The 25,416-nt window shown below is 58.8% G+C and carries 22 protein-coding genes; 6 read left to right on the top strand and 16 right to left on the bottom strand.

What is annotated here, in order from left to right; genetic code table 11:
• Positions 1-88: 88 nt before the first annotated feature.
• The 3 genes from rpoD to rpsU all read right to left on the bottom strand — a co-directional run bounded on the left by rpoD (position 89) and on the right by rpsU (position 4,674).
• Positions 89-1,936, bottom strand: a complete 1,848-nt coding sequence (gene rpoD / locus D8U73_RS24250; protein WP_056853549.1) for an RNA polymerase sigma factor RpoD — start codon at positions 1,934-1,936, stop codon at positions 89-91.
• 67 nt (positions 1,937-2,003) lie between these two features.
• Positions 2,004-3,977 (bottom strand): DNA primase, encoded by a 1,974-nt coding sequence (gene dnaG, locus D8U73_RS24245; protein ID WP_056853548.1) that lies wholly within the window; start codon positions 3,975-3,977, stop codon positions 2,004-2,006.
• Positions 3,978-4,458: 481 nt separating this feature from the next.
• Entirely contained in the window at positions 4,459-4,674 is a 216-nt protein-coding gene (gene rpsU / locus D8U73_RS24240) for a 30S ribosomal protein S21 (RefSeq protein WP_002551877.1), read from the bottom strand.
• Between the two features lie 199 nt (positions 4,675-4,873).
• On the opposite strand from rpsU, the gene tsaD reads away from it, so the two are divergent.
• Positions 4,874-5,899: a tRNA (adenosine(37)-N6)-threonylcarbamoyltransferase complex transferase subunit TsaD gene (gene tsaD / locus D8U73_RS24235; protein ID WP_056853547.1), complete on the top strand. Its 1,026-nt coding sequence runs from the start codon at positions 4,874-4,876 to the stop codon at positions 5,897-5,899.
• A gap of 23 nt (positions 5,900-5,922) precedes the next feature.
• Here tsaD and plsY read toward each other — a convergent pair whose 3' ends face one another.
• On the bottom strand, positions 5,923-6,492 hold the full coding sequence (gene plsY / locus D8U73_RS24230; protein WP_056853546.1) for a glycerol-3-phosphate 1-O-acyltransferase PlsY: 570 nt from the start codon (positions 6,490-6,492) through the stop codon (positions 5,923-5,925).
• Between the two features lie 74 nt (positions 6,493-6,566).
• On the opposite strand from plsY, the gene folB reads away from it, so the two are divergent.
• Positions 6,567-6,923, top strand: a complete 357-nt coding sequence (folB, locus tag D8U73_RS24225) for a dihydroneopterin aldolase (protein WP_008051601.1) — start codon at positions 6,567-6,569, stop codon at positions 6,921-6,923.
• Positions 6,914-7,432, top strand: coding sequence for a 2-amino-4-hydroxy-6-hydroxymethyldihydropteridine diphosphokinase (gene folK, locus D8U73_RS24220; protein ID WP_130905969.1), 519 nt, complete (start codon positions 6,914-6,916; stop codon positions 7,430-7,432). The genes folB and folK overlap by 10 nt, the downstream gene beginning before the upstream one ends.
• An 84-nt stretch (positions 7,433-7,516) precedes the next feature.
• Here the strand turns inward: folK and D8U73_RS24215 are convergent, their stop codons facing one another.
• From D8U73_RS24215 to D8U73_RS24165, 11 genes are all read right to left on the bottom strand, one after another.
• On the bottom strand, positions 7,517-8,746 hold the full coding sequence (locus D8U73_RS24215; protein ID WP_056853544.1) for a multifunctional CCA addition/repair protein: 1,230 nt from the start codon (positions 8,744-8,746) through the stop codon (positions 7,517-7,519).
• Positions 8,747-8,809: 63 nt separating this feature from the next.
• On the bottom strand, positions 8,810-10,372 hold the full coding sequence (locus D8U73_RS24210) for a SpoVR family protein (protein ID WP_056853543.1): 1,563 nt from the start codon (positions 10,370-10,372) through the stop codon (positions 8,810-8,812).
• Positions 10,369-11,640, bottom strand: a complete 1,272-nt coding sequence (locus tag D8U73_RS24205) for a YeaH/YhbH family protein (RefSeq protein WP_056853542.1) — start codon at positions 11,638-11,640, stop codon at positions 10,369-10,371. Before D8U73_RS24205 ends, D8U73_RS24210 begins: the two co-directional genes overlap by 4 nt.
• A gap of 136 nt (positions 11,641-11,776) precedes the next feature.
• Positions 11,777-13,699 (bottom strand): PrkA family serine protein kinase, encoded by a 1,923-nt coding sequence (locus D8U73_RS24200; RefSeq protein ID WP_007980217.1) that lies wholly within the window; start codon positions 13,697-13,699, stop codon positions 11,777-11,779.
• Between the two features lie 297 nt (positions 13,700-13,996).
• Positions 13,997-14,326 (bottom strand): thiosulfate sulfurtransferase GlpE, encoded by a 330-nt coding sequence (glpE, locus tag D8U73_RS24195; RefSeq protein WP_056853541.1) that lies wholly within the window; start codon positions 14,324-14,326, stop codon positions 13,997-13,999.
• Between the two features lie 33 nt (positions 14,327-14,359).
• Entirely contained in the window at positions 14,360-15,244 is an 885-nt protein-coding gene (locus D8U73_RS24190) for a symmetrical bis(5'-nucleosyl)-tetraphosphatase (RefSeq protein WP_130905968.1), read from the bottom strand.
• Entirely contained in the window at positions 15,244-15,624 is a 381-nt protein-coding gene (gene apaG, locus D8U73_RS24185) for a Co2+/Mg2+ efflux protein ApaG (protein WP_056853539.1), read from the bottom strand. The genes D8U73_RS24190 and apaG overlap by 1 nt, the downstream gene beginning before the upstream one ends.
• A gap of 123 nt (positions 15,625-15,747) precedes the next feature.
• On the bottom strand, positions 15,748-16,566 hold the full coding sequence (gene rsmA / locus D8U73_RS24180) for a 16S rRNA (adenine(1518)-N(6)/adenine(1519)-N(6))-dimethyltransferase RsmA (RefSeq protein ID WP_056853538.1): 819 nt from the start codon (positions 16,564-16,566) through the stop codon (positions 15,748-15,750).
• A complete protein-coding gene (pdxA, locus tag D8U73_RS24175; RefSeq protein WP_056853537.1) occupies positions 16,563-17,552 on the bottom strand; it encodes a 4-hydroxythreonine-4-phosphate dehydrogenase PdxA in 990 nt (329 codons plus the stop codon). Before pdxA ends, rsmA begins: the two co-directional genes overlap by 4 nt.
• Positions 17,549-18,871 carry a peptidylprolyl isomerase SurA gene (gene surA, locus D8U73_RS24170; RefSeq protein WP_177336561.1) on the bottom strand — a complete coding sequence of 441 codons (1,323 nt, stop codon included), beginning with the start codon at positions 18,869-18,871 and terminating at the stop codon, positions 17,549-17,551. The genes pdxA and surA overlap by 4 nt, the downstream gene beginning before the upstream one ends.
• Complete coding sequence (locus tag D8U73_RS24165; RefSeq protein WP_130905967.1) at positions 18,846-21,641, bottom strand: LPS-assembly protein LptD; 2,796 nt, start codon at positions 21,639-21,641, stop codon at positions 18,846-18,848. Before D8U73_RS24165 ends, surA begins: the two co-directional genes overlap by 26 nt.
• Positions 21,642-21,771: 130 nt before the next feature.
• Here D8U73_RS24165 and D8U73_RS24160 point away from each other — a divergent pair, with 130 nt between their 5' ends.
• The 3 genes from D8U73_RS24160 to D8U73_RS24150 are packed head-to-tail and all read left to right on the top strand — an operon-like array spanning position 21,772 to position 24,228.
• A complete protein-coding gene (locus D8U73_RS24160) occupies positions 21,772-22,791 on the top strand; it encodes a phosphotransferase (RefSeq protein WP_056853534.1) in 1,020 nt (339 codons plus the stop codon).
• A complete protein-coding gene (gene murU, locus D8U73_RS24155) occupies positions 22,788-23,459 on the top strand; it encodes an N-acetylmuramate alpha-1-phosphate uridylyltransferase MurU (protein WP_130905966.1) in 672 nt (223 codons plus the stop codon). Before D8U73_RS24160 ends, murU begins: the two co-directional genes overlap by 4 nt.
• A gap of 1 nt (position 23,460) precedes the next feature.
• Positions 23,461-24,228 carry a TerB family tellurite resistance protein gene (locus D8U73_RS24150; RefSeq protein ID WP_056853532.1) on the top strand — a complete coding sequence of 256 codons (768 nt, stop codon included), beginning with the start codon at positions 23,461-23,463 and terminating at the stop codon, positions 24,226-24,228.
• 139 nt (positions 24,229-24,367) lie between these two features.
• Here D8U73_RS24150 and D8U73_RS24145 read toward each other — a convergent pair whose 3' ends face one another.
• On the bottom strand, positions 24,368-25,360 hold the full coding sequence (locus tag D8U73_RS24145; RefSeq protein ID WP_130905965.1) for an alpha/beta hydrolase family protein: 993 nt from the start codon (positions 25,358-25,360) through the stop codon (positions 24,368-24,370).
• Positions 25,361-25,416: the final 56 nt, after the last annotated feature.

The raw sequence follows: 25,416 nt of genomic DNA, 5'->3' as shown, positions 1-25,416 counted from the left end.
GTAGACGGGCAAATCGGCGGGAGGGGTGCAGCGCAGGGATTTTATCTGCATAAAACAAAACCCCCGGCCTGGGCCGGGGGTTTTTTGATCACTCGTCGAGGAAGGAGCGCAGATGCTCGCTTCTCGTCGGGTGGCGCAGCTTGCGCAGCGCCTTGGCTTCGATCTGACGAATCCGTTCACGGGTCACGTCGAACTGCTTACCAACCTCCTCGAGGGTGTGGTCGGTATTCATGTCGATACCGAAGCGCATGCGCAGCACCTTGGCTTCACGGGCAGTGAGGCCGGACAGCACTTCGCGAGTCGCTTCTTTAAGGCTCTCAACGGTAGCCACATCGATTGGCGACTGCATGGTCGAGTCTTCGATGAAGTCACCCAGATGGGAGTCTTCGTCATCACCGATCGGGGTTTCCATGGAGATCGGCTCTTTAGCGATCTTCAATACCTTGCGGATCTTGTCCTCAGGCATTTCCATGCGTTCGCCCAGCTCTTCCGGGGTCGGTTCGCGACCCATTTCCTGCAACATCTGCCGGGAAATACGGTTGAGCTTGTTGATCGTCTCGATCATGTGCACCGGAATACGGATGGTGCGGGCCTGGTCGGCGATCGAGCGAGTGATCGCCTGACGGATCCACCAGGTGGCATAAGTCGAGAATTTGTAGCCGCGGCGGTATTCGAACTTGTCTACCGCTTTCATCAAGCCAATGTTGCCTTCCTGGATCAGGTCGAGGAATTGCAGGCCACGGTTGGTGTACTTCTTGGCGATCGAGATCACCAGACGCAAGTTCGCTTCAACCATCTCTTTCTTCGCGCGACGGGCCTTGGCCTCGCCGATCGACATGCGACGGTTGATGTCCTTGATCTCTGCGATGGTCAGACCGGTTTCGGTCTCCAGCGCAGTCAGTTTCTGCTGGCAACGAACGATGTCCGGTTGCAGGCGGCCGATGGCTTCAGCGTATTTGCTTTTGCCTTTGGCCAGTGCATCGGTCCAGCTTTCGTCGACTTCGTTGCCCGGGAACTGGCGCAGGAAATCGGCACGGGGCATGCGCGCATCACGAACGCAGAGCTGCATGATTGCACGCTCTTGCTGACGCAGACGATCCAGGGCACTGCGAACACGCTCGACCAGGCCTTCGAATTGCTTCGGCACCAGTTTGATCGGCATGAACAGCTCGGCCAGGGCCAACAGCTCGGCAATCGCTGCCTTGTTGTTGCGACCATGCTTTTTCAGCGCCTTGCGGGTGATTTCCATCTGATCGGCGACAGCGCCAAAGCGCTGTGCAGCGATGACCGGATCCGGACCGCTTTCGGCTTCTTCTTCGTCATCCGAAGCTTCGGCGTCATCGTCGTCGGTATCGTCGTCCGCTTTCACGGCTTTCGGATCGATCGGCGGTGGCACTTCGGCGGCAGGCGGCGCAATGCCGTCGTCCGGGTCGATGTAACCGCTCAGGACGTCGGACAGGCGACCACCTTCGGAGGTGACGCGGGTGTACTCGGAGAGGATATGGTCAACCGTGCCAGGGAAGTGCGCGATTGCGCTCATCACTTCACGGATGCCCTCTTCAATACGCTTGGCGATTTCAATTTCGCCTTCACGCGTGAGGAGCTCTACCGTACCCATTTCGCGCATGTACATGCGCACCGGGTCGGTAGTGCGACCAATGTCGGTCTCGACCGCTGCCAACGCAGCAGCTGCCTCTTCGGCCGCGGCTTCGTCGGTATCGGCGTCGGCCAGCATAAGGGAATCCTTATCTGGCGCAACCTCGAATACGTTGATCCCCATGTCATTGATCATGCGGATGATGTCTTCCACCTGTTCCGGATCTGAAATATCCTCCGGCAGGTGGTCGTTGACCTCCGCGTAAGTCAGGTAGCCCTGCTCACGACCAAGGGTGATCAACTCTTTGATACGAGACTGCTGTTGCGCTTTTCCGGACATAACACCCTATCCACTGAAGGTCTTGGCGGGCAAAAAACAAGCCGAGGATTATACCTGAGCTATGACCTCACGCGCCAGTTGAGGTCGGGTTTGGTACTGCCATATTGCGTTTTAATAGGTCGCGCATCTGATTTGCGATCTGATTTGCTTCCTCGGCAGTCAATCCTGGCTGCTTCGCTTTCCTGATGAGTTCTTCCAGGCTATCGGTGTGCTGACCCGCTGATAACCTAGTAATGGTGTCTAAAAACTGTTGTTCAAGGTTGTCGCCTTGAATCAGCCATTCCTTTTCTGCCAGGGCCTTGAGCAAGCGGCCCTGTTCCGTGCCGTGCCAACGGGCCATCAGCTGAATTGAGTTTAGCTTAGGATTTTTCTGCACTGCCTCGATGAGGGCTACCAGCAATTGTGCGTAGGTGTTGCGCTCATTGGCGAAATGGTTGGCAGTTTCGACCTTGCCAGCCAACTGCGGATGATGAATCAGCGTGCGCAGCGCAATCAGCGTAGGGGCCTCGACAGCAATCGGTTTACGTGGAGGCTGGTCGCGATCCCCGCCGCGTTTGCCATTCTTGTCCCACGGTTTTTTGTCCCATTTCTTGCCGCCCGCACCGGGTTTCTTCGGCGTCCATTCCTGTTGCGGCACATACATTTCTTGCGATTGCGGCTGATGATAGTCGCTGAAATCGGGCATCGCGTCGTAATCGAAGCCGGGGTCGTAGGCCGGCGGCGCTTCCGGTGGGGCGCTTTGCGCCAGCTGGCTCACCGCTTCGCCGCTCAGGCCGGTGATTTCGCTGAGGCGCTGACGCATCAGGATGCGCAGGTTGGCGCCAGGCACTTTGTCGATCAGCGGTGCCGCGAGGGTGGCCATGTGGGCCTTGCCTTCCAGCGAGCGCGGGTCTGATTCTTCGGTCAGTTGCTGGAAGAAGTAGTCGGCCAGCGGCTGCGCGTGCTGATTGATTCGCGCGCGGAAGGCGTCGGTGCCTTCGGAGCGGATCAGCGTGTCCGGATCTTCCCCTTCAGGCAGGAACAGGAAGCGGGCGCGGCGGCCATCCTGAAGGCTTGGCAAGGTTGCTTCCAGCGCGCGCCAGGCGGCATTGCGACCAGCCTGGTCCCCATCGAAGCAAAACAGTACGTTGGGCACCACACGAAACAGTCGCTTCAAGTGTTCTTCGCTGGTGGCGGTACCCAGCGTTGCGACGGCATTGCGCAGGCCTTGCTGGGCCAGGGCAATAACGTCCATGTAACCCTCGACAACAATGATTTCGTCGAGGTTGCGATTGTTTTTGCGCGCCTCATACAGGCCGTAAAGTTCCTGGCCTTTATGGAATACCGGTGTTTCCGGGGAGTTCAGGTATTTCGGCTTGTCATCGCCCAGGACCCGGCCACCAAAGGCAATGATGCGCCCGCGGCTGTCGCGGATCGGGAACATTACCCGGTCGCGGAAACGATCGTAGCGCTTGCCGGTTTCGGCATTTTCGATCAGTAGGCCTGCATCGATCATGGCTTTTTGCTGCAGGGTGTCGCTGCTCAAGTGTTTGAACAGATTGTCCCAGCCCGGCGGAGCGAAGCCGAGGCCGAAATCGCGGGCAATTTCGCCGGTCAGGCCGCGGCCTTTCAAATAGTCCACGGCAGCTTTGCGCGCAGGATGGCTTTTGAGGGCCTGACGATAAAAATCGGCGGCGGCGCTGAGCAGCGCATACAGCGGCGAATCGGTCGGCTGCCGAGGCTTGTGCGGGCGGCCGCTTTCTTCGCGAGGGATTTCCATGCCCGCGGCTTTGGCCAGTTCTTCGACAGCCTGGACGAAATCCAGGTTGTCGTGGTCCATGATGAAACCAAGGGCATTGCCGCCAGCGCCGCAACCGAAGCAGTAATAGAACTGCTTGTCGGGGCTGACGCTGAACGAAGGTGTTTTTTCTTTGTGGAACGGGCAGCAGGCCGTGTGGTTCTTGCCGGCTTTTTTCAGTTGCAGGCGCGAGCTGACCACATCGACGATGTCGGTGCGGTTCAGAAGGTCGTCAATGAAGCTCTGGGGAATCAGCCCGGCCATGGCGTTCTCGTCATCTGCGCTCAAGGGTGCCCGAAACGAAGGGCGGCCAAACGCGGGTCATTGTGTGAGGCGCGCAGGGTATGCGGCTCGACCAGTGTCGTCTGCGTAATCGCTATCGGGAAGTGTATCTGCCGAAAATCCACTGACGTTAATACTCATCAGTATTCGACTATTTGAAAGTGTTGCGCTGAATCCGGCTGCGACCCGTAACAGGTCTCGGATAGCTCATCATTTGGCATGCAGGTGATGCCTTGGGCTGATCGTCGTGAGAGGAATCAGTGGGTGTGCTCGTCAGTAGCCTTGAAAGACTCGTCAGAAAAGACGTGCACCGCTGGCAAAAGAGCCAGGTCTGACGTGATGAAGCAGATTTGTCTTGGTCGCATCTGCGGCTTCGACGGTGAAGCATCAAGCGTTTTACGCAAATGCCATTAGCCCGGCTGAGGGCCGGGCTTGGCAGAAGCTTGCTACGATCGTCTGTGTATTAGTACAGACGAACGGCGCGGCGCTGTTCGCGCTGAACTTTCTTGGCGTGACGCTTAACAGCGGCTGCTGCCTTGCGCTTACGCTCAGAAGTTGGCTTCTCGTAAAATTCGCGGCTACGAACTTCAGCCAGTACACCGGCTTTTTCGCAGGAGCGCTTGAAACGACGCAGAGCTACGTCGAAGGGTTCGTTCTCTTTTACTTTGACGGCTGGCATCCAGAGCTACCTTCATTCATTACCGGGGTCAACATCCTCGCGGCAAAAGAGCACTTGAAGACGTCGGTTTTTAAGGGTTGCGGATGTTAACCCCTCATCGCTCGGAATGCAAAGCCTCTGATCGAAAACCGCTGGTCGGGGCATCACGCGGCGACTATTATGCGCGCCTTCGAATTCAGCCTAAACAAGGCGCAAACCCATGCTAGTACTGGGATTAGAAACCTCTTGCGACGAAACCGGTGTCGCATTGTATGACAGCGAGCGCGGCCTGCTGGCCGACGCGCTGTTCAGTCAGATCGACCTGCACCGCGCCTATGGTGGCGTGGTGCCGGAGCTGGCCTCGCGCGATCACGTCAAACGCATGCTGCCCTTGATCCGTCAGGTGTTGGCGGAAGCCGACTGCGTGCCGACCGAGATCGACGCGATCGCTTATACCGCGGGTCCTGGCTTGGTGGGCGCGTTGCTGGTAGGTGCTTCCTGCGCCCAGGCGCTGGCCTTTGCCTGGGGTATTCCGGCCCTCGGCGTGCACCACATGGAAGGCCACTTGCTGGCACCGATGCTGGAGCCGCAACCGCCGCAATTTCCGTTCGTCGCTTTGTTGGTGTCCGGTGGGCATACGCAGCTGGTGCAGGTTGACGGAATCGGTCAGTACTCTCTGTTGGGCGAGACGCTGGACGATGCTGCAGGTGAAGCCTTCGACAAAACAGCGAAGATGATGGGCCTGAATTATCCAGGCGGGCCGGAGATTGCTCGTTTGGCAGAGCAGGGCGTTGCAGGACGTTTCGTTTTCCCGCGTCCGATGTGCGACCGTCCGGGCCTGGACTTTAGCTTCAGTGGCTTGAAAACCTTTGCATTGAATACCTGGCAACAGTGCGTGAGCGCCGGGGACGACGGCGAGCAAGCCCGTTGCGACATCGCGCTGGCGTTCCAGCAGGCCGTGGTGGAGACTTTGACCATCAAGTGCAAGCGTGCGTTGAAAGCGGCAGGCATGAAGCGCCTGGTGATCGCAGGGGGCGTCAGTGCCAACAAGGCCCTACGCTCTTCTTTGGAAAAAATGCTCGGGGACATGAAGGGCGATGTTTTTTATGCCCGTCCGGAGTTCTGCACCGACAATGGCGCAATGATCGCGTTTGCCGGTTGCCAGCGCTTGCAGGCAGGTCAGCAGGAAAGCCTGGCGATCAGCGTGCAGGCGCGCTGGCCGATGGAGCAGTTGTCGGCACTGTGATGAGCGGCGCTTGAGGTCGGCCTCTAAAAATGCCGTTCGCGCCCTGCAAACAGGTCGCGTAGATTGCCGCGATGGCGCCAGACGATCAGGCCCGTGAGGGCGCTCATGGGCAGCAGTGCTGCCGGTTCCTGCCAGGCCAGTAGCGGCAGGGTCAGTGGTGTAGCGATCAGGGCGGCCAGCGAGCTGGTTCGGGTCAGGTAGAACGTCAGCAGCCAGGCGCAGACCGCCAGCAACGCGGCGGGTGGATACAGGCCCAGCAACATTCCGGCAGCGGTGGCTACGCCCTTGCCACCGCGAAAGCGGAAGTACAGCGGGAACAGGTGACCGATGACGGCGCAGACGCCGATCCAGGCCTGATCCTGCAGGGAAAGGCCCGCAGCAGCGGCGATCAGCACGGGCAGCAGGCCTTTGAAGAGATCGCCGAGCAAGGTCAGGATGGCGAGTTTTTTGCCCGCCAGGCGCAACATGTTGGTAGCACCGGCATTGCCGGAGCCACTCATTCGCGGATCGGGGTTACCGGTCAGTCGGCTGAGCAAAATGGCGAAGGACAGAGAGCCGAGCAGGTAGGCGAGGATCGCCAGTAACCAAAACATGCTAACTATTCCGGGCGAGGACGCCCTGATTCTAACGGCGCATTGCGCCCTTGTCGTGTAGCGGAGAAAAGTGCTTGGACAGAGTGTTTATCGAGGGCCTGGAAGTCGATACCGTGATTGGTGCCTACGACTGGGAGCGAGGCATCCGGCAATGCTTGCGTCTGGATTTGAGCTTTGCCTGGGACAATCGCCCTGCCGCGGCCGGCGATGACCTGACCCTGGCGCTCGATTACGCGAGCGTTTCGTCGCGCATCCAGGCCTTTGCCGAGCAGGCACAGTTCCAGCTGGTTGAAACATTCGCCGAACGTTTGGTTGAAGTGCTCATGAGCGAATTCAAGATTACCTGGATGCGTCTCAAGTTGACCAAGCCAGGTGCCGTTCCTGCCGCTACCGGTGGCGTGGGTGTGGAGATCGAGCGCGGATGTCGCTAACCCAGGTGTATCTCGGGCTCGGTAGCAACATCGAGCGCGAAGCCCATTTGCAGGCCGGCCTGGAAGCTTTGGCGGGTTTTCTGGTGGATATCCATTGCTCGCCGGTTTTCGAAAGCCAGCCCGTCGGCATCAAGAGCGGGCCATTCTTCAATTTCGTGGTGTCGGCGTATACCGACCTTCCCCTGATGGAACTGGATCGCCGCTTGAAGTTTATTGAGGCGGATAATGGTCGTTATGCACCTGAACGCCGAGGTTTGCCGCTGGATATCGATGTTTTGTTGTTCGGTGATCTGGTGGGTAATTTCGATGGCTTGGTCTTGCCGCGGGCAGAAATCCTGAAAAATGCCTTTGTGCTGTGGCCGTTGTCGTTGATTGCGCCGGATCGCGTGCATCCGGGCGTAGGCAAAAGCTTTGCGATCTTGTGGAGTGAAGCTCAGATTGATCAGGTGTTGGCGCCGGTTGCGTTTGAGTGGCGTGGTGAGCAACTGACGCCCGCAGATTTGCTGTGATCCTGTTGGCGTCATCGCGGGCAAGCTTTATTCCTACAGGATCTGCGCTGCCTCTGAAGGAGCGAGGCTTGCCCGCGAAGCTGTTCAGGCGGACGTCGCCTCTTTGTAGGCCTTCAGTGCCTTCAACCGCTCGCGCTTGATCGCCTCACCCAATTCCGGCCCCTTGAATCCCTTCTCCAGCAATGGCTGAACTGCAACGCTACGAGCCGCTTGCGCGGCACCGCGCAGATAATCCGCCTGTGGATAACTTCTCTGCTCCAAGCCTTTGCGCCCTCGGGCGTCCATCTCGCACGCCGCGATGAATTCCTCGAACCGCTGTGGCCGACGGTAAACGTCGAAGCTTTGGAGCAACTCCAGCAATGTCGATGGCTTCAGCTCAAGGGCGCGATGACCGTGGGTGTGATACTCGCCCACCAGCAGCGCCAGTTCCTGACAATCCCTCGGTGCCTTGAAACGTTCATTGACCGCTTTGATCAGCTTTAATCCCTTGAACTCATGGGCAATGTGTCGCGGCCATTGTTCTTCCGGCGTCAGGCCTTTGCCCAAGTCATGCAGCAGGCAGGCCCAGCGTACGGTGAGCGGTTGTTGGTGCTGCGCCGCCTGTTCCAGCACGCTCAGAGTGTGCACACCGGTATCGATTTCCGGGTGGTGGGCCTCGGGTTGCGGTACGCCGAACAGGGCGTCTATTTCCGGCATCAGCACCTTGAGCGCGCCGCAGGCTCGCAACACTTCGATAAATACCTGAGGTCGATCTTCCATCAGCGCGCGGGAAATTTCTTTCCAGCTGCGCTCCGCCGTCAGTGCTTGCAGTTCACCTGACTCGCTGAGCTGGCGCATGAGCTCCAGTGTCTCGGCGGCAACGGTGAATCCGAGCCCGGCATAACGCGCAGCAAAGCGGGCAACGCGCAGAACCCTGAGCGGATCTTCGGCGAATGCGGGAGATACATGGCGAAGAATGCGCGCTTCGAGGTCACGCTGACCGTGGTAGGGGTCAGTCAGGTTTTGCTGGTCGTCCTCGGCGATGGCATTGATCGTCAGGTCGCGACGGATCAAATCTTCTTCAAGGGTTACTTCAGGGCTGGCGTGGAACGTGAACCCGCCGTAACCGCGGCCACTTTTGCGTTCAGTGCGGGCGAGGGCGTATTCCTCACCGGTTTTTGGATGTAGGAACACCGGGAAATCCGCACCGACGGGGCGAAAGCCCTTGGCGAGCATCTCTTCGGTAGTGGCGCCGACCACCACACGGTCGATGTCAGTGACAGGAATGCCCAGCAGGCGATCGCGCACCGCGCCGCCGACTTTATAGATCCGCATAAAAAACCTCCGTTAGCTCGACAGGATAACCTTTGCGTCGGGCTTTCGGAGGCACAAGCAGAATCAAAGGTGAATGACAGCTAGGTCCAGCCGCCCGTAATCGCCTTCACTGTGTTCACCTTTGGGGGGAACATGGTGAGTTTTCATCACCTGATCCCCTTGCAGGGTTTCCAGGTGAATGTCGAAGCCCCAGAGCCGGTGCAGGTGCTTGAGCACTTCCTCGGTGGACTCTCCCAGCGGTTTGCGGTCGTGTTGCTGGTGGCGCAGGGTCAGCGAGCGGTCGCCGCGGCGGTCGATGCTGTAGATCTGCACGTTGGGCTCGCGATTCCCCAGGTTGTACTGGGCGGCGAGGGTTTCACGAATGGTGCGATAGCCGCCCTCGTCGTGAATCGCCGGAACCAGCAGGTCGTCCTTCTGGTCATCATCGAGAATGCTGAACAGCTTCAAGTCGCGAATCACCTTGGGCGACAGATACTGCAGAATGAAACTCTCATCCTTGAAACTGCTCATGGCGAACTTGATGGCGGCCAGCCAGTCGGTGCCTGCAATGTCGGGGAACCAGCGGTAGTCCTCCTCAGTGGGCTCCTCACACATGCGACGGATGTCACGGTACATGGCAAAGCCCAGTGCGTAGGGGTTGATGCCGCTGTAGTAGGGGCTGTCGAAGCCAGGCTGGAAAACCACGCTGGTGTGGGATGTGAGGAACTCCATCATGAAACCGTCGGTCACCAGGCCTTCGTCGTACAGGTCGTTCATCAGGGTGTAGTGCCAGAACGTGGCCCAGCCCTCGTTCATGACCTGGGTTTGGCGCTGTGGATAAAAATACTGGGCAATCTTGCGCACGATGCGCACAATTTCCCGCTGCCATGGCTCCAGCAGCGGCGCATGTTTTTCGATGAAGTACAGAATGTTTTCCTGCGGCTCGGCGGGGAAACGTGCGTTGTCCTTGTCGCTGTATTTGTCCGCGCCTTTGGGAATGGTTCGCCACAGATCATTGATCTGTTTCTGCATATGCTCTTCGCGGTCCTTTTGCCGACGGCGTTCTTCTTCGGCGGAAATCGGATAAGGCCGCTTGTAGCGGTCGACACCGTAGTTCATCAGGGCGTGGCAGGAATCGAGGAGGTCTTCCACCGCGTCGATACCATGACGTTCTTCGCACTGCATGATGTACTGCTTGGCGAACACCAGGTAATCGATAATCGAGCTCGCGTCGGTCCACGTGCGGAACAGGTAATTGCCTTTGAAAAAACTGTTGTGCCCATAACAGGCATGCGCCACAACCAGCGCCTGCATGCAGATGGTGTTTTCTTCCATCAGGTAGGCGATGCACGGGTCGGAGTTGATCACGATTTCGTAGGCCAGCCCCATCTGGCCACGTGTATAGGACTTTTCGGTGCTCAGGAAATGTTTGCCGTAGGACCAATGGTGATAACCCAGCGGCATGCCGACGGAGGCGTAGGCGTCCATCATCTGTTCGGCGGTGATCACTTCGATCTGGTTAGGATAGGTATCGAGGGCGTAGCCCGCCGCAATACGGCTGATTTCGCGGTCGTAGGCCTGGATCAGCTCGAACGTCCATTCAGAGCCGGTGGAAATGGGTTGGCGCTTCTGCTCTTTGGCGGTCATGTCACTAACCTGCGCTGGAAGAGTTCACGAAAGACCGGATAGATATCCCCGGCCGAGACCAGTTGTTGCTGGGCAAAAGTGTCGGAAAAGGCTTCGGCGATGCGCTCGTATTCGAACCACAGGGCCTGGTGTTCGCGTGGGGTTATCTCAACGTAAGTGTAGTACTGCACGAACGGCATGATCTGGTTGATCAGAATGTCGCGGCAGATTGGCGAGTCGTCGTTCCAGTTGTCACCGTCGGAAGCCTGGGCGGCGTAGATGTTCCATTCGTTGCTCGGATAACGCTCGGCCATGATCTCCTGCATCAGTTTCAAGGCGCTGGAGACGATGGTGCCGCCGGTTTCGCGGGAGTAGAAGAACTCTTCCTCATCCACTTCGCGGGCACTGGTGTGGTGGCGGATGAACACGACGTCGATCTTGTCGTAGTTACGCTTGAGAAACAGGTACAGCAGGATAAAGAAGCGCTTGGCGATGTCTTTGGTCGCCTGGGTCATCGAGCCGGAAACGTCCATCAGGCAGAACATCACAGCCTTGGAACTGGGATTGGGTTGTTTGATGAGCAGGTTGTATTTGAGGTCAAAGGTGTCGAGGAACGGCACGCGATGAATGCGCGCGCTGAGTTTTTCGATTTCCGCTTCGAGTTCCTGAATATCGCCGAAGTTGTCTGGTTCTTCCTGCTTCAATCGCAGGAGTTCTTCCTTGGCTTCCCGCAGTTTTGCGCGGCTGCTGCCGGACAGGGCGATCCGCCGGGCATGCGCCGAGCGCAGGGTACGAATGATGTTGATCCGTGAGGGGTTGCCTTCGTTACTGATCCCCGCACGAACGGTCTTGAAGGTGTCGGTACCGGTCAGGTTGCGCTTGACCAGGTTCGGCAGTTCCAGGTCCTCGAACATGAATTCGAGGAATTCTTCCTGGGTAATCTGGAAGACGAATTCATCCATCCCTTCGCCGGAGTTGCCGGCCTTGCCAGGTCCTCTGCCCCCGCCACCTCCCGGCGGGCGGGCAATGTGCTCACCGCTGGTGAATTCCTTGTTGCCCGGGTGCACGACAGTCTGCTTGCCACCGCGACCATGGTGAAGCACCGGCTCGTCGATGTCGCGGCCGGGAATACTGATTTGTTCGCCGTGCTCCATGTCGGTAATGGAGCGCCGGCTGACCGCCTCTTCGACAGCCTTTTTGATGTGATCACGGTAACGCCGCAGGAACCGCTGGCGGTTCACCGTGCTCTTGTTTTTGCCATTGAGACGTCGGTCGATCACATAGCTCATAGGGAGCCCTCCGGGCAGCTACAAGTCACAAGCTTCAAGCTACAAGCACGAAGCTTTCAAAGCAAACAGAGCCACCAACAGCCTCAAGCGCCCCTACGGTGTGCTTGAGGCTGGTAGCTTGCCGCTTGCAGCTGCCTTACTGCGATTTTCTCACCCGCAGATACCACTCGGACAGCAGTCGTACCTGTTTGTCGGTGTAACCCCGCTCGACCATTCGTGTGACGAAGTCGTTGTGTTTCTGCTGATCCTCTTTGCTGGCCTTGGCGTTGAAGCTGATGACCGGCAGCAAGTCCTCGGTGTTGGAGAACATTTTCTTCTCGATGACCACCCGCAGTTTTTCGTAGCTGAGCCAGGTCGGGTTTTTACCGTTGTTGTTGGCCCGGGCACGCAGTACAAAGTTGACGATTTCGTTGCGGAAGTCCTTCGGATTGCTGATACCGGCCGGTTTTTCGATTTTTTCCAGCTCCTCGTTCAAAGCCACGCGGTTGAGGATTTCGCCGGTTTCCGGATCGCGGTATTCCTGGTCCTGAATCCAGAAGTCGGCGTACAGCACGTAGCGGTCGAAGATGTTCTGGCCGTACTCGCTGTAGGATTCCAGGTAAGCGGTCTGGATCTCCTTGCCGATGAATTCGATATAACGCGGCGCCAGGTATTCCTTGAGGAAGCGCAGATAGCGTTCGCGGGTCTCGGCCTGGAACTGTTCCTGCTCGATCTGTTGTTCCAGCACGTAAAGCAGATGCACCGGGTTGGCGGCGATTTCGTGCGGGTCGAAGTTGAATACCTTCGACAGGATCTTGAACGCGAAACGGGTCGACAGGCCGTTCATGCCTTCATCGACACCCGCGTTGTCGCGGTATTCCTGGATCGATTTGGCCTTCGGATCGGTATCCTTGAGGTTTTCCCCGTCATACACGCGCATTTTGGAATAGATGTTGGAGTTTTCCGGCTCCTTCAGGCGCGAAAGTACGGTGAACTGGGCCAGCATCTTCAAGGTGTCGGGGGCGCAATGGGCTTTGGCCAGCGAGCTGTTGAACAGCAATTTGTCGTAGATCTTCACTTCGTCGCTGACCCGCAGGCAGTACGGCACTTTGACGATGTAGATCCGGTCGATGAAGGCTTCGTTGTTCTTGTTGTTGCGGAAGGTGTGCCATTCCGATTCGTTGGAGTGAGCGAGCAGGATCCCGGTAAACGGAATCGCGCCAAGACCTTCGGTACTGTTGTAGTTGCCTTCCTGAGTGGCGGTCAGCAATGGGTGCAGCACCTTGATCGGCGCCTTGAACATTTCGACGAATTCCATCAGGCCCTGGTTGGCCCGGCACAGCGCACCCGAGTAGCTGTAGGCGTCGGCATCGTTCTGCGGGAATTCTTCCAGTTTGCGAATATCAACCTTGCCCACCAGTGCGGAGATGTCCTGGTTGTTTTCGTCGCCCGGTTCGGTTTTGGCGACGGCGATCTGGTTAAGGATCGATGGATAAAGTTTCACCACGCGGAACTGGCTTATGTCGCCGCCAAACTCCGCCAGGCGTTTTGTCGCCCATGGCGACATGATGGTGTTGAGGTAGCGCCGTGGAATCCCGAAGTCCTCTTCGAGGATTGCCCCATCTTCAGTGGAGTTGAACAGCCCCAGCGGCGATTCGAAAACCGGTGAGCCCTTGATGGCGTAGAAGGGCACTTTTTCCATCAGTTGCTTGAGCTTCTCGGCCAGGGACGATTTACCGCCACCAACGGGACCGAGCAGGTAGAGGATTTGTTTCTTCTCTTCCAGGCCTTGGGCGGCATGGCGGAAATACGACACGATCTGGTCGATGCATTCTTCCATCCCGTGGAAGTCTTCAAAGGCCGGATAGCGGCGGATCACCTTGTTGGAGAAGATTCGCGACAGTCTCGAGTTGGTCGAGGTGTCGAGCAGCTCCGGTTCACCGATGGCCAGGAGCAGACGCTCGGCAGCGGAAACGTAGGCGCTACGGTCCTTCTTGCACAGTTCGAGATACTCTTGCAGCGAGAGTTCTTCCTGGCGTGTGGACTCGAAACGTTGTTGGAAGTGGCTAAAGATACTCATGACGTCACCTCGCTCGATACGTGGAGCCGACGCCGGATCACTCAGTCGATGCTGGCAGCAACCGAACAGGCGGTCGCTGTTTACCCCCCAGAACTCTTTCACAGCTGACGACTGCGAAAGCTACTCCCGATGATCCGCGCGCCGGTGTACCGGCTCTCCCCTGTTTTGGATGGCCTGCGCTTAAGGATAGTTGGGAATTCGGGAGGTAAAGGCGAGATACGTAATTAGTTGTGGCAGACCGTTCGTCTGCCACCGCGCTAGCCCACGGCAGCCGCGGGCTTGCGTGTTACAAAAAAATTATTCGGAGGAGCCTTGCGCCGTTTCCGAAGGATAAGTCGTACGCCACAGCTCAAAACCGCCATCCATGCTGTAAACGTCAGAGAAGCCCTGACTGATCAGGTAAGCGGCTGCGCTTTGGCTGGAATTGCCGTGATAGCAGACCACCACGGTCGGCGCGTCGAGGTCGGCAGCGCGGATGAAGTCCGAGATCGAATGGTTATCCAGGTGTTTGGAGCCACTGATGTGCAAGGCGGCATAGGTGGCCGGGTCGCGGATGTCGACTACGACGGCGCCCTGTTCGCGCAGGGTCTGGGCCTGTTGCGGGGGAATACGTTTGAATTCGCTCATGGCGGGTTCCTGTGGCTCGGCTGTAAGCGCAGTCTAACGCGGGACGCTGACTGACGATGGTTCGCAAATGGATGGGGCGACTGGTGGCGTGGCGGGGTGGCCATGCTCTCCGCATTTGCAGGAGAGGCGTTCAAGGCTGTCGACATTCATCAGTGTCAGGGCGCCGCCCCAGACGCAGCCTGTGTCGAGGGCGTAAATACCCGGGGCGTCGACATTGCCTTCCAGGGCGGCCCAGTGACCGAAGATGATTTTCAGCTCCCTGGTCTTGCGTTCCTTGTGCTGGAACCAGGGCTTGTAGCCTGCCGGTGCGGTACCCAGGCCTTCCTTGCTCTTGAGATCGAGTTTGCCTTCGGCCGTACAGAAGCGCATCCGCGTGAAATAGTTGGTGATCACTCGCAGGCGCGTCACGCCTTTGAGGTCGTTGTCCCATTTCGCCGGATCGTTGCCGTACATGCCGTCAAGGTATGGCGGGAACAGGTTGTCGTCACGCAGCGCGGTTTCGACTTCGGCGGCGCACTTCAGGGCTTTACGCAGCGACCACTGCGGTGGGATGCCGGCATGCACCAGTGCCAGGTTTCGTTGTTCGTCGTAATGCATGAGCTTTTGCTGGCGCAACCAGTCCAGCAATTCGGCGCAGTCCGGGGCCTCGATGATTTCGAGCAGGGTGTCGCCTTTTTTCAGGCGTTCGATGTTCTGCCCGGCGGCCAGCAGATGCAGGTCATGGTTGCCGAGCACGCACACCAGCGATTCACGGATGCTATAGAGGAAGCGCAAGGTTTCGAGCGATTGCGGACCACGATTGACCAGATCACCGACCAGCCAGAGACGATCCCTGGCCGGATCGAATGAAACTTGTTTGAGCAGGCACTGCAGGGCTCCAAGGCAGCCTTGCAGATCGCCGACGGCATACGTTGCCATCAGTGCAACGACCCCGGCACCGCAAGGCGGAACGGTGCGATGACCGCATCGAAGTGTTTACCATCGTCGGCAATCATCTGATACGTGCCCTGCATGGTCCCGACCCTGGTGGTCATGACCGTGCCACTGCTGTAGGTATGGCTTTTGCCGACGTCGATCAATGGCTGTTGGCCGACCACGCCGGCGCCACGAACCTCTTCCACGTGCCCGTCACCATCGGTGATCACCCAGTGCCGTGACAACAATTTCGCCGGTATCAGGCCATTGTTTTTTACGGTGATGGTGTAGGCGAAGGCAAAGCGGTCGTGTTCGGGTTGCGATTGTTCTGCCAGATAGCGGGTGACGACGCTGACGTCGACCTGATAACGAGGATCGGACATGCAAGAGGCCTTAAAAACGAAGCGGGACGCGGGGCATAGCTGATGAGGTTCAGTCTAGGCCAAGTACCGGGTAGTAAACCAGACATGGGCGCTGGTGTCCTACCCGATAACGCTTGGGTTCTGTCAGACGTCCGCTGGCTTGTGCTGGGATTGTTCGCTGAGTTTGTCAGCCAGGCGCACGAAGGCGGCCAGGTCGAGTTGCTCAGGGCGCAGGCTGCCATCAACGCCGGCGGCTTCGATTTCGGCATTGCTCAGCAGCAGCTTGAGGGTATTGCGCAGGGTCTTGCGGCGCTGGTTAAAGGCTTCGCGTACGACGCGTTCCAGCAGCTTGTGATCTTTGGCGGGGTGCGGCAACACAGCGTGGGGCACCAGGCGCACGATGGCTGAATCGACTTTCGGTGGCGGGTTGAACGCGCCCGGGCCGACGTTGAACAGATGCTCTACCCGACAGTGATACTGAACCATGATCGACAAGCGACCCCAATCACCACCGCCAGGACCTGCCGCGAGTCGCTCGACCACTTCCTTTTGCAGCATGAAGTGCATGTCACGAATCAGGTGAGCGTTATGCAGCAGGTGGAAGATCAGCGGCGTGGAGATGTTGTACGGCAGATTGCCGACCACCCGCAGACTGCCTGGCGCCGCATTCAGGCTGTTGAAGTCGAACTTCAGTGCATCGCCCTGGTGCAGGTTGAAATTGCTCTTGCCGGCAAATTGCTGGTTGAGGATCGGGATCAGGTCCTTGTCCAGTTCAACCACATCGAGTTGAGCGCCGCTGCCGAGCAGGCCCTGGGTGAGTGCGCCCTGGCCCGGGCCGATTTCCAGCAGACGGTCCTCGGCTTTTGCATGGATGGAGCGCAGGATGCGGTCGATGACGCCGGCATCATGCAGAAAGTTCTGGCCAAAACGCTTGCGCGCCTTGTGTTGGTATTGCTCGTTCATAAACGGGTCTCGGCCATCTGGTAGGCGGTTTCCAGGGCGACTTGCAGGCTGCCGGTGTCGATCTTGCCGCTGCCGGCCAGGTCCAGGGCGGTGCCGTGGTCGACCGAGGTGCGGATGATCGGCAGGCCGAGCGTCACATTGACGGCTGCGCCGAAGCCTTTGTATTTCAGCACAGGCAGGCCCTGGTCGTGGTACATCGCCAGCACTGCGTCGCAGTGCTCCAGATATTTGGGGGTAAACAGAGTGTCGGCGGGCAGCGGACCACGCAGGTCCATGCCTTCGCCGCGCAGGCGCTCTAATGTGGGTTCGATGATGTCGATTTCTTCATGGCCCAGGTGCCCACCTTCGCCGGCGTGGGGGTTGAGCCCGCACACCAGGATACGCGGCTGGGCGATGCCGAACTTTTCTTGCAGATCGGCATGCAGGATTCGTGTGACCCGTTCCAGACGCTCCGGGGTGATCGCATCGGCGATCTCGCGAAGTGGCAGGTGGGTGGTGACCAAGGCCACGCGCAAGCCGCGGGTGGCGAGCATCATGACCACTTGCGCGGTATGGGTCAGGTCAGCGAGGAATTCGGTGTGCCCGGAGAAAGCGATGCCGGATTCGTTGATCACACCCTTATGCACCGGGGCGGTGATCATGCCGGCAAAATGTCCATCCAGGCAGCCTTGGCCGGCGCGGGTCAGGGTTTGCAGAACGAAAGCGGCGTTGGCCTTGTCCAGTTGCCCGGCGACGACCTTGGCGTTCAACGGTGTATCCCAGACATACAGGCTGTTGGCTGGCGCGGGCAGATCCGGCCAGTTATCCGGCGTAACCGGCAGCAAGTCGACGGCCACACCGAGCAACGCGGCCCGCTCGAGGAGCAGGTCGCGGCTGGTAATGGCAATCAAGGGGTGTGGCTGGGCTTGCGAGGCGAGCAGCAGGCACAGGTCAGGACCTATGCCGGCCGGTTCGCCGGGTGTCAGCGCGAAACGTTTGGGTTTCACTGCGCTGCCTGGTCGGCGCCAGGGAGTTTGATTTCTACGTACGCTTCGTCACGGATCTGACGCAGCCAGGTTTGCAGCTCTTCGTCGTATTTGCGGTTACGCAGTACGGTCATGGCTTGTTGCTCGCGAGCCTGGGTGGTGCTGTCGGTGGCGCGACGGCCAAGGACTTCCAGGACGTGCCAGCCATATTGAGTCTGGAAAGGCTTGGACAGTTGACCTTGCGGGGTCTTGGCCATCACTTCGCGGAACTCCGGGACCAGTGCGTTCGGATCGATCCAGTTCAGGTCACCGCCGTTGAGTGCGGACCCCGGGTCTTCCGAATAGCTTTTTGCCAGTTCGGCAAAGTCTTCACCCGCTTCGATTCGGCTGTAGAGCGACTGAGCCAAGGCCTTGGTTTTTTCTTCGTCACGGATCGGGCTTGGTTTGACCAGAATGTGGCGCACATGCACTTCATCGCGCATCTGGGTTTCGCCGCCACGCTTGTCGAGGATCTTCAAAATAATGAAGCCGCCCGGTGTGCGCATTGGCTGGGTCACGTCGCCAACCGTCATGGAGCTCAGCAGGCGATCGAAGGGCGGTGGCAGCTGGGCAGCTTTGCGCCAGCCCATGTCGCCGCCTTCCAGTGCGGTTTCACTGGCGGATTTGGCGATGGCCAGCTGACCAAAGTCAGCGCCTTGCTTGAGCTGCTGGTAAACCGCGTCAGCCTGTTTGGCAGCATTCTGAATCGCGTCGGAGTTGGCGCTTTCCGGCGTTGGAATCAGGATGTTGGCCAGGCGGAACTCCTCGGACAACTGCATTTTGCCGAGGTCGGACGCCAGGAAGTTCTTCACTTCCTGCTCGGTTACCTGGATACGTTCGGCCACTCGGCGCTGACGTACGCGGCTGATGACCATTTCGCGACGGATCTGGTCACGCGCGTCGTCATAGGACAGACCGTCGCGAGTCAGGGCGGCGCGGAACTGGTCGACCGACATATTGTTGCGCTGGGCAATAGTGCCGACAGCCTGGTTCAGTTCTTCATCGGTAATGCGGATACCGGAGCGCTCGCCGATCTGCAATTGCAGGTTCTCGACGATCAGGCGCTCAAGCACCTGTTGCTCCAGTACGCTGGCCGGTGGCACGGCAGTGCCGCGCTTGGCGATGGTTTGCTGAACTTCATGGACGCGCTGGTCCAGTTGGCTCTGCATGACTACGTCGTTGTCGACGATGGCCACCACCTTGTCGATGGACTGTACCGCGGCGTTGGCCGCGGTACCCAGGAACAGCGCGCCCAGCAGCAGCGGGCGCAGACAATCAGAAAGCTTGGTCTTCACGTTCACGATAACCTTGGATGCCTTTGTCGAGGAAGCTCTCTACTTTGGAGCCTGTGAGGCCGCCGAGTCCCTTCAGAACAATTTGGAGGAAGACGCCATGGTCGCCTTTTTCGTTTTCCGGAGCGTCTTGACTGGTTTCGTCATAATCGACCCAGTAACGGTTGATCAGGCGCAGTTTCCAGCAGCAGTTGTCGTACTCGAAGCCACCAAAGGCTTCCAGGGTACGGTTGCGGTTGTAGTCATACTGCCAGCGGCTGATGACGTTCCATTGCGGCACGACCGGCCAGATCACCGAGAAGTCGTGCTGGACGATCTTGTAGTAGTCCTTCACGTAGCCAGGCTGGCCCGGGGTGCCATAGTCACCGCCGCCGACCTGCCATTTACCGGAGTTCTGGTCGTAACGAACCTGGTCATTGCGGTAGCGATAGCCGGCGTTGACGACCTTGTTCGGGTTGTCTTCAGGCTGGTAATGGAACATCGCGCTGCCCGAGCGAGGGCTGCGGCTGTCCGGGTCCCAGTTGTAGTCGGCGGTGGTGCGCCAATCGCGGTTCCAGCGATATTCGTATTCCAGCGCATAGGGGGAGACATCTGACTTGGCGTCTTCGCGATCGTTGAAGTCGATGCCTGGCAGTTGGACTTTACGGTCCTTGAAGTACAGGGCCTGGCCGACGCTGATGCGTTGACGCTCAAAACCATCGTCTTCGATCCAGCGGCTGGTTACACCAAGCGACAGCTTGTTCTCGTCGCCGACACGGTCAGAACCGGAGAAGCGGTTATCCCGGAATAGCGACGCATAATTGAAGGTGTATTCGCTGGTGTCGAACACAGGAATGTCTTCCTGATCCTTCTCTGGAACATAAAGATAGAACAGGCGCGGTTCGAGGGTCTGGCGGTAATTCTTGCCGAACCATTGGGTGTTGCGATCGAAATACAGGCCGCTGTCGATGCTGGCGATCGGTACAGCACGGTTCTGGTTGCTGTCGAACGTGCCGTTGAGACGGTCCTGTTCTGCAGTCTGCGCGGCAATCTGGCTCTTGCCGATGCTGTCCAGATCCAGTTGATACTGCGTGTACTGATACTTGAGCTTCGGCGTCAGGAAGCCATAGCTGGCCTCCATCGGGAAGCTGACGGCGGGCGCAAGGTTGAGGCGATCGCCGTTGGCGCGGGCCAGACCTTGTACGTTGGTGTCGAGGCGCGGCTCGACATTACCGTCTTCATCGGTGAAGTTGCCGTTCTTCAAGTCCCGGTCGAACCGCACGAGCTCGGTATCGTAGGTGAAATTGAATCCGCCCGGACGTTCCGGCAGCGCACCGTTGAAGGTGATTTGCGGCAAGCGGTCATACGGCGTGATGTTGGAAACGGTCGCCAGCTGATACGCCTGAGCATTCACGCGAGCGGTGTAGCTGTCACCACGGTAGGTGACCGAACCCTGCTGGTTCACATAGTCAGCGCTTTTCACGCCAATCTGGTCAGTCTGCAGATCCTGGAAGTAATAAGGATCGCTGATCTTGGTGTAGTCGACTTGCGTGAACACGCGCGAGTCGAGACCACCCTTGTGCTGCCAGTTGTACATGTAGCGGGTTTTTTCGTAATCGGTCTGCAGTTTGCGGTCGTCGTTCTCGTCATTGAGGTACGCGGCGCCGAACTGACCTTCGCTGGACTTGGTCAGGTAGCGGAATTCGCCTTCCATCAACAGGCCACGGTCGCTCATGTAACGCGGGTACAACGTGGCATCGTAGTTCGGTGCCAGGTTGAAGTAGTACGGCGTGACCAGCAGGAAGCCGGTGTCGGTGCCGGTGCCGATGGTCGGCGGCAGGAAGCCGGACTGGCGACGGTCGTCGATCGGGAAATAGATGTACGGCGTGTACAGAACCGGAATGTCCTTGACCCGCAGTGTCACGTTGGTCGCAGTACCGAAGCCGGTGGCCGGGTTCAGGGTGATGTTGTTGCCCTTGAGCTGCCAGGCGTTGCTGTTCGGTTCGCACGTGGTGTACGTACCATCCTTGAGGCGGATGATGGCGTTCTCGGCACGTTTGGCGTACAGCGCGTTACCGCGGATACGCGATTTGTGCATCACGTATTCGGCGTTGTCGATTTTGGCTTCACCGGTGTCGAGCTGCACGTCGGCGTGGTCGCCCACGATCAGGGCGCCGTTGTCGCGAACGCGCACGTTGCCGCTCAGTTCACCGCGGCTCTCGGCCTGGTAAAGGTTGGCTTCGTCGGCTTCGACCTGCATGCTGCCCTGGCGCATGACCACGTCACCGGCCAGGGTAGCGACTTGCTCTTCCTGCTTATAACGTGAGGCTTTGGCGCCGATAAAGGTTGGCGCATCGCTTTTATTCGTCTTGTCATTCATGCCAGGACGAATCGGTTCGATATAGGAACCAGAGCAATACGGACCGGTTTCGGCCAATTGCGCTGCGGTGAGCTGTTCACGGGGAACCCAGTCGAGGTGACTGTAGTCTTCGCTACGCGACTTCAGGCCACGGCCTTTGGATTCGGTGACGAGTACGGTCTTGGCGCCAGCGTCCTCGCTGGTACCGCTCTCGGCCGCAGCCTCGTCGGATGCGACTGCGCTGCCGTCATGCACGGGACGCGGAGGCAATGCAGCCGCCGGCGTCTTTGGCGCACAGTCCCAGGCACCCGAAGCAGAGACTGAGCAGTCATACTGTTCCGCGGCGACCACAAAGGAAGTGGCGAGGGGTTGCAAGGCCAGCAGACTGCCGGTTACCAACAACGGAAATTTTTTACGAAACGCGGGGGATTTCAATGCCATCTTATTAGTCCGGGCTTCCTGCGTGCCATCTGCCCGCGGTGTGGGCCGCACGCCTCTCGATGGTCTGAAAAAGATGCTGGATAATAAAGCATGACCCGCTTGACGGCTAGCGCCGTCGGAGACCCTTGCAATGCCTGACCAAGATGTACGTTTGCAACACCTGAAAGTTTGGCTCGATGAGCAATTGGCAATCCTTTTTGCGGATCAGGGTTGGGGTACCGTACCCCCGGCCACGTTGACCGCGGCCAGCAGCGACGCGAGTTTTCGGCGTTATTTCCGATGGGAAGGCGCCGGGAGAAGTTTCGTCGTGATGGACGCGCCACCGCCCCAGGAAAACTGCAAACCCTTCGTGGATATCGCTTTTTTACTGGCGAAATCCGGAATAAATGTGCCGAAAATTTATGCTGAAGACCTCGAGCGCGGATTTCTTTTGCTCAATGACCTGGGCAACAAGACCTATCTGGACGTGATCGACAGCGAAAATGCCGATGCTTTGTTCGACGATGCCCTGCAGGCGCTGTTGGCTTTTCAGCAGTTGCCGATGGTCGCACCCCTGCCGAGTTACGACGTGGCATTGTTGCGGCGCGAGCTCGAACTGTTCCCGCAGTGGTACGTAAAACGCGAATTGGGCATCGAGTTCGACGCCGCGCAGCAAGTGCTCTGGCAGCAAGTCAGCGATTTGTTGATCGACAGCGCGCTGGCTCAGCCCAAAGTCCTGGTCCATCGCGATTACATGCCACGCAACCTGATGCTCAGCGAGCCGAACCCCGGCGTGCTGGATTTCCAGGATGCGGTCTACGGACCGGTGACCTACGACGTGACCTGTCTGTTCAAGGATGCGTTCCTCAGCTGGCCTGAAGAGCGCGTGCGCGGTTGGCTGGAAAGCTATTGGCAGCAGGCTTCGGCGCTGGATATTCCGGTACAACCGGATTTCGAAGATTTCCTGCGGGCCAGTGACTTGATGGGCGTGCAGCGTCACCTGAAAGTGATCGGCATCTTCGCCCGCATCTGCCACCGCGACGGCAAACCGCGTTATCTGGCTGACGTGCCGCGTTTCTTTGACTATATAGATGCGGTGCTCGCCCGCCGGCCTGAGTTGGCGGAGCTGGATGTGTTGCTCGCCAGTTTGCGCGCTGGAGTGAAAGCATGAAGGCCATGATTCTCGCCGCAGGTAAAGGTGAGCGCATGCGCCCGCTGACCCTGACCACGCCAAAGCCGCTGGTTCGCGCCGGCGGTGTGCCGCTGATCGAGTACCACTTGCGTGCACTGGCGACTGCCGGTTTTACCGACATCGTGATCAACCATGCCTGGCTGGGGCAGCAGATCGAAGATTACCTGGGCGACGGTTCGCGCTATGGCGTCAGGATCCAGTATTCGCCGGAGGGCGAGCCGCTGGAAACCGGCGGCGGGATCTTCCGCGCATTGCCCTTGCTGGGTGATGAGGCCTTTGTCGTGGTCAATGGCGATATCTGGACTGATTATGACTTTGCCTTGTTGCATCAGCCGATTGCCGGGCTTGCTCATTTGGTGCTCGCGAGCAACCCGGCCCATCACCCTGATGGGGATTTCCAATTGATCGACGGGCAGGTCCGTGACGGTCAGCCGGACGCGGCCACCCTGACCTACAGCGGTATCGCGGTGTTGCACCCGCAGCTGTTCGAAGGTTGTTCTGCCGGCGCGTTCAAGCTGGCGCCATTGCTGCGTGCCGCAATGTCCGCCGGGAAAGTGTCCGGCGAGCGCCTGAACGGGCAATGGGTCGACGTCGGCACTCACGAACGCCTGTCTGAAGCCGAAGCCCTGATCGAAGCGAGACGCTGACGTGTTGTGGCCAGGGACTCTGATCGGAGCCGGGGCGGGCTTTGCCATTGCCAGCATTCCGGGGGCCATGCTCGGTGCTTTGTTGGGGCAGGCGCTGGATCGACGCCTGCATTTGCAAAGTTGGGCACATCTGCGGGAAAAGCTCGGCGGTCGTCCGGTTTTGCGCAACGATGAACTGCTGTTCGTGTTGCTCGGCAGGTTGGCCAAGTGCGACGGGCGAGTGGTGGACGGTCATATCCAGCAGGCGCGTCAGGAAATGCGCTCGCTGGAAATGAACGAATCAGCGCAGCGTCGGGCCATTGCCGCCTTCAATCGGGGCAAGTCGGGCAACGACCCGTTGCGCGGATACCTGCGCCGCCTGGGTCATCAGCCCCATGCCGCCGAAGGTGTCCTGCGCGCCTGCTGGCGGATGGTCTGGGCCGATGGTCGCGCGGGGCAACAGGAGCGCGAACTGATCGCGCAATGGGGCAAGTGGCTGGGCTGGTCGACTCGTCAGATCCTGGCGTTGGCCCAAGACTATGAGCCTCAGAAACGTCCAGAGGTTAACCGCGTTACAAGTTATCAGGATGCCTTGCGGCTGCTGGGGGTATCGGCCACCAGTGAGCCGGCGCAGATCAAGCGCGCCTACCGGCGTCTGCTCAGCCGCCATCACCCGGACAAAATTGCCGGCAGCGGGGCGACGGCGTCGCAGGTGCGTGAGGCAACCGAGAAAACCCGGGAGCTGCACAACGCTTACGCGCTGATCCGGCAGCGGCGGGATTTTCGCTAGCCGCCAAGGTGTGTGTCGTCAGTGATTACGCTATCGCGGGCAAGCCTTGCTCCTACTGGATTTGCGTCGTACACGAATTTCGCCATCGACATGAAACCTGTGGGAGCGAGCTTGCTCGCGATAGGAGTCACACGATCTATCAATCCGCCGCATTCTGCGGATTCAACCAGCCCCGCACCCGGCGAACCAGTTGCTCCTGCTGCGCCTTGTCATTGCCCGGCAACGCCTTGAGCGCTACCTGGCTGAAGGCCGAAGTCTTCAAGCGTTTGCTGGCTTGCAAGCGAGCCAGCGCGGCGTTGCGATCCAGCGGTTTGTCCATGTAAAAGATGTCGGCTGTGGGCAATTTCAGGTTCGGTGCGAGTTGGTCCAGGTCGGGTTTCACTTGCGCCGGCGTATGCGCGGCAACCATGACGAAGCGTTCGATTTGCGATGGTTGCCGCTCGCTCAGATACCGCGCGGCCCAATAAGCGCCGGTGCCATGGCCCAGAACGACGATGCTGCGGGCGCTTTGCTGTTCGGCGAAGGCTATCGCCGCATCGATACGGGCGAAGATTCTTTCGGCGTCGGCCTTGGACTGTTCTTCACTGGTTTCAGCGACAGGTTTGTCAGGCACTTCAGCTTCACCTCCCGCGACCTGCTCGATAGGGGCGGCGGTGGCCGCGTCCTTGCTGCCGGTATCCGGCGTTTTCGGCACCGGTGGCACTTCGACAAAGCGTGGCGCGATGGCATCGCTTTGCAAGTCCGGCAAGGTGATACTCAGGCTGCTCCATTGCGCGTCTGGCAATTGGCGGCGCAACGGACCGATTGCTTGCGGCCAGTCAACGGTTTCGCCTGCGCCCGGGACGATAATCACCGCGCCTTTGGGCTCGGCGGTATTGGCCGGTTTCCACAGGGCCAGGAACGTGTCGCCGCCCGCTTGCAGTTGCTGTTGCTCATGGGACGGGATTTTTCGCTCGAGGGCGGCCGCTTCTTCCTGGCTACGCTCAGGCAACGGCTGGCGTTCAAGCGGTTTTTCTTCCGCCGGTTGCTCCACGGCGGCAGGTGCCGGGTCGGCGGCCTCGACGGAAAAAGCGCATGGCAGGATCAGCGACAGGCACAATGCTGGCAGTGCCAGGCGGTAGACAGGGGGCATCGGATATTCCAGGCCAGAAGTGATTCCGGCAGCCTAATGGGTTGGTCAGTATTTGT

This window comes from Pseudomonas sp. Sample_22 (assembly GCF_004307635.1).
Taxonomy (GTDB): Bacteria; Pseudomonadota; Gammaproteobacteria; order Pseudomonadales; family Pseudomonadaceae; genus Aquipseudomonas.
This window is presented reverse-complemented; position numbering and strand designations above follow the sequence as displayed.

Coding starts and splice junctions, on each gene's coding strand:
- tsaD (WP_056853547.1), top strand. CDS start 4,874: ATGCTAGTACTGGGATTAGAAACCTCTTGCGACGAAACCGGTGTCGCA.
- rsmA (WP_056853538.1), bottom strand. CDS start 16,566: ATGAACGAGCAATACCAACACAAGGCGCGCAAGCGTTTTGGCCAGAAC.
- glpE (WP_056853541.1), bottom strand. CDS start 14,326: ATGAGCGAATTCAAACGTATTCCCCCGCAACAGGCCCAGACCCTGCGC.
- dnaG (WP_056853548.1), bottom strand. CDS start 3,977: ATGGCCGGGCTGATTCCCCAGAGCTTCATTGACGACCTTCTGAACCGC.
- D8U73_RS24190 (WP_130905968.1), bottom strand. CDS start 15,244: ATGGCAACGTATGCCGTCGGCGATCTGCAAGGCTGCCTTGGAGCCCTG.
- folK (WP_130905969.1), top strand. CDS start 6,914: ATGTCGCTAACCCAGGTGTATCTCGGGCTCGGTAGCAACATCGAGCGC.
- D8U73_RS24165 (WP_130905967.1), bottom strand. CDS start 21,641: ATGGCATTGAAATCCCCCGCGTTTCGTAAAAAATTTCCGTTGTTGGTA.
- D8U73_RS24160 (WP_056853534.1), top strand. CDS start 21,772: ATGCCTGACCAAGATGTACGTTTGCAACACCTGAAAGTTTGGCTCGAT.
- murU (WP_130905966.1), top strand. CDS start 22,788: ATGAAGGCCATGATTCTCGCCGCAGGTAAAGGTGAGCGCATGCGCCCG.
- plsY (WP_056853546.1), bottom strand. CDS start 6,492: ATGTTTTGGTTACTGGCGATCCTCGCCTACCTGCTCGGCTCTCTGTCC.
- D8U73_RS24215 (WP_056853544.1), bottom strand. CDS start 8,746: ATGCGGATCTATAAAGTCGGCGGCGCGGTGCGCGATCGCCTGCTGGGC.
- D8U73_RS24205 (WP_056853542.1), bottom strand. CDS start 11,640: ATGAGCTATGTGATCGACCGACGTCTCAATGGCAAAAACAAGAGCACG.
- D8U73_RS24145 (WP_130905965.1), bottom strand. CDS start 25,360: ATGCCCCCTGTCTACCGCCTGGCACTGCCAGCATTGTGCCTGTCGCTG.
- rpsU (WP_002551877.1), bottom strand. CDS start 4,674: ATGCCAGCCGTCAAAGTAAAAGAGAACGAACCCTTCGACGTAGCTCTG.
- D8U73_RS24200 (WP_007980217.1), bottom strand. CDS start 13,699: ATGAGTATCTTTAGCCACTTCCAACAACGTTTCGAGTCCACACGCCAG.
- apaG (WP_056853539.1), bottom strand. CDS start 15,624: ATGTCCGATCCTCGTTATCAGGTCGACGTCAGCGTCGTCACCCGCTAT.
- D8U73_RS24210 (WP_056853543.1), bottom strand. CDS start 10,372: ATGACCGCCAAAGAGCAGAAGCGCCAACCCATTTCCACCGGCTCTGAA.
- rpoD (WP_056853549.1), bottom strand. CDS start 1,936: ATGTCCGGAAAAGCGCAACAGCAGTCTCGTATCAAAGAGTTGATCACC.